General features: G+C 55.7%; 3 protein-coding genes. All 3 read right to left on the bottom strand.

The genetic code is table 11. The features are described 5' to 3' along the window. The coding region (locus EJP87_RS14455; RefSeq protein ID WP_130472570.1) for an NAD-dependent epimerase/dehydratase family protein at positions 1–505 on the bottom strand (505 nt) is incomplete at its 3' end. Between the two features lie 5 nt (positions 506–510). Beyond that, positions 511–3579: a radical SAM protein gene (locus EJP87_RS14460; RefSeq protein WP_227657659.1), complete on the bottom strand. Its 3069-nt coding sequence runs from the start codon at positions 3577–3579 to the stop codon at positions 511–513. A 137-nt stretch (positions 3580–3716) separates the two neighbouring features. Continuing rightward, on the bottom strand, positions 3717–3926 hold a 210-nt coding region (locus EJP87_RS17995), incomplete at its 5' end, for a hypothetical protein (RefSeq protein WP_193771411.1).

Genomic DNA, 3926 nt, shown 5'->3' on the forward strand with positions numbered 1-3926 from the left:
GACTGCCAGACAAGGGAAAATCTTCGTTGATGCCCGCCGCCGACCAGCCGAGACCGTGTGCGCTGGCAGGCAGAGCCAGACGGCTCTCCTCCTCCTGCAACGGCAATGCCCGCAAGGGGGCAATCGGATAGACTCGCGAGCTGGATAAAAAGAGCAGACGTCCACCCTGCTGGCGCAGATATTCCAGACAGTTGATCAAGCCTGCAAGATTGGACTCAACCACATAGGCGGGTGAGCCACCATAGCCGGTATGGACGCTTGGTTCCGCAGCACACTCCAGCAATAAATCCACCGCTCCCAGTTCAGCCAGATCGTTGCTGTTGCGAATATCGCCATGCACAAAGGTGACACCATGGGCGGCCAGACGTGGCAGGGTCCATTCGCTGCCACGGCGGCGCAAATTGTCCATCGCCAAGACCTGACAAGCGCCATAGTCGCGTTTGAGTGCGACAGCCAGATTGGAACCGACAAACCCGGCTCCACCGGTGACCAGGATACGTTTCATTGTCTCTACTCTGTGGAATGGTCTGTGCGGGGCGAGGCGAGCAAGAGCTGCATAAAACGCGGCAGATTATGCTCGGCACGAATCTGTGCCGCAATGGCACGCGCCGCCTCTTGATACTGCCGCTTGCGCCGATGCAGAGCCAAAACGGCTTCCGCCAGGGCTTGCGCAGAAAATTCGGGCATCACCACTGCTGGGGTCGGTTGCAGAGGGCGGACAAATTGTTCCATCCAGGAGCCCTCACCGGTGACCACCACCGGAGCGCCACAACCCAACGCCTCTACCATGATGTGCGAGGTGCGATAGGTGTAGGAGAGCGGTGAATAGGGAATCAAAACCGCATCGGCAGAGGCAATTTTGCGAAAATAGGCCTCTCCATACAAACGGATATTTTCAGTCAAACGCACCCCGTGCGCGATCTGGCGCAGACTCTCGATAATCTCTTGATCTTGCGGATTGACGTTGGTGATATGCAGATCAAAAATAATCTCCGAGCACTGTTGCTGGACCAGGCGAATCGCCTCCGGCAACAAAATAAAGCCCTTTTCCCCCCGTGCCTCCCCCAAAAAGAGCACTGTGGTCGGAGCGGTGTCGTTGATCGCTGGCAGCGCTGGCAGAGAGGCAAATGGCGAAAAGTCGATGGAGATGGGTAACAAAGTGGCCTCAATCCCCGCCAGTTGCCGATAATAGTCGCGCAAGGTGATTGAATCGACAAAAAAGTGCACACGTGGTCGCAAGCTGTTGAGCAGTTGCAAGCCCAAGGCAAAGAGCGGCTCTACCCAAAAGGGAATATTGCGGATTGTCAACATCAAGTTGGGGGGAAAACGCAGCATCAGGCAGAGTTGTGCCGGCAGCTCTGGCAAGGAGCAGAGCCAGTGGTAGAGGCCAATCAGAATGCTGTCATAGAGGGTGTGGATGATGATCCGGTCAGTGGCATGGATAGTTAGTCCGTGGCGCGCATCATTAAAAAAGAGCCGATTGCGTTCGCCGCCCAGATCCCGATTGGGATCTACCCCCCAGAATAGCGATTGTACATCTTCTGGCAGGGTAAAGCCGTGGGTGGGCAGATGGCTGATATAAAACTGGCTGCTCCAGCCCTGTTGTTGGCAATAGTCGCGGATGGCATTGTTGACCGCCACATGGTGGCCATAAAAGCCAAACATCGGATCGAGCACATGGATGCGTCCAGAAAAGGAGGGTATGCTGCTGCTGGCGCTGGCGGGCAGCGGCTCTTGTCTGGCCTCTTCTGGCAGAAAGCTGGGTATAATGGCTGCCAACAGGCGCAAGGCCAGCCAGATCAATGCGTTGTTTTGTTGGCTGCGTGCGGTCAACAAGAGATTATAGAGCAGGGGAATCACTATCTGCTCCAGCAGGGGGCGCTGTTGCTCGGAGAGTGAGGCTGCCTGTTGCCGCAAGCTCTGCAAAGCGTTTGTTGTGGCCTGTGCGTCGCCATACAACTCCCCACCCACGGCGCTGGCCAGGGAATAGAGAGGATTTTGCCGACCGCTTGCTTGCAACACTATCGCCAGCACATAGGCGGAGCGCACCCGTCCCTCCTGCAGCAGGCGATAGAGGGCAAAGGTCAGCTCTTCACTATAGGGTTGTCCCTGTAAATAGTGCAAAAGCGCTTGGAGGTCACCGCGCTGATCCAGCTCCAGGATGGTTTCCAGGCAGTTGCCGGGGGGTGGGGTGCTCTCTGTTGTTGTGGCCGAGAGCAGGTTGCTCTCGGCGGCAGAGTCGGCATTGTTGAGAGCCGCCAGTTTGACTGCACCATCGGCATGGCGTTGGTAGCCAGCATCGAGACGCGCACCACGATAAGAGGGGAGAACACCGGTTTGCGCCAGGGTATGCAGTGGGGTGCCTTCGATTTCGGCGCATCCAGAGGTTTGCAGCGAATCAAAGGGCAGAGAGCGAATAAATTGCCGGGTCTCTTCGCGTTGGGCATCGCTTTCTCCTGGTAGTCCCAAGGTAAAGGTGCCGTGTACGCTCATTCCCAACTGTTTCAGGTAGAGCACGGTCTGCCGCGCCTCTTCCAGATCAAGCTTTTTATTGACAATCTGATCCACCACCTGCTGATTGCCGCTTTCGATACCCAGCTTGACGCCAAAGCAGCCACTCTCTTTCATGGCCGCCCAGGTGGAGGCACGAATGCCATCCGGGCGACACATCGCCGACCAGGGTAGAGCGATCCGTTGCATCACCTCGCACATCGCCAGCACATGCCGATCCCCCAGATTGAAGGTATCGTCATCAAAATAGATGGATTGAAAGCGATAGCGTCCCACCAGTTCGCGCAGCATTCCTTCCATATAATCGGCTGTATAATGGCGTACTTTGCGCTGGCCGCTACCATCGGGATCGTTGCCGGTCATGGTGGCCGGCCAGACACAAAAGATACATTTATAGGGACAGCCGCGACTGCTCCACACCTGTGCTTGCGGAAAGCGTTGACCTCTGGGATTGCTGTCACAATAGCGATGGGCCAGCAGATCATCATAATAGGGATAGGGGGCGCTGTTCATTTCGGCACTGCTCAACAGCGCATAATCGATCATGCCCTCTTTATCGTGGGCGATGGCCTCTGTTACCCCTTTTTCATATTCGCCACGAATGATGCTGTGTACCAACCCGGAGGCCAAAATCTCCTCGCCCTTGCTGGCAATGGGTCCAGTGAGCAGCAGGCGCAGATCGGGATGGCGCCGCTTGATCTCCTGCAATAACAGTTGATCATGCGGCCAACTGGGGGTGGCGCTTTCGATCACCAAATGGCTGAAATGTTGTTGTTGCAGATATTGAAAAAAGGAGTGATAACTCTCACGCAGAGCAATGCTGTCGCGCAGCAATACTGGTACGCCCAGATGCTTGCGGGCATAGGTAGCGGCATAACCGAGAAAAAACGGATAGGGCAGATAGTCACCAAAACGAAAATGGTCTGGTGTCGATTGGCCATGCAAGGTAAAAGGCCAGCGCGAACCACAGCGTACTCCGGCATGGGTGAGCGAGCGTGCCTCTGCGCTGCTTAATTGGAGTGGCGTATTGCTGACCCACCAGGGAGGATTGGCAAAGAGAATTTTCACTGAAAGCTCGAATATATAAATAGTATTATTGCGCGGGCAGAGGCACTCTCTCCCTGCCAGTCTGCCGAGATGAGACTCCTGCCATACTCTGTGCATCCCATGGCAAAGCGTTTTTGCAAATTGCCCGGCCTGTATATCTACCGGCGCAAATACTCCTCATCATTGATAAAATCCTGCTCTTCTTCCGTGTCGCTTGCTTCCCCGCTGCCTGCACTGACCTCCACTCCGCCAAAACGGTCCAGATCCTGTTGCAAGAGATGGATATGCTGACCCAAGCTGCGTGCCAAAGGCAACATTCTTTGCAGCAGCAGCCCCTGCTCCTGCATGCGTCCCTGCAGGGCTTGTGT

The organism is Candidatus Magnetaquicoccus inordinatus (genome assembly GCF_004217665.1).
Classification (GTDB): domain Bacteria; phylum Pseudomonadota; class Magnetococcia; order Magnetococcales; family Magnetaquicoccaceae; genus Magnetaquicoccus; species Magnetaquicoccus inordinatus.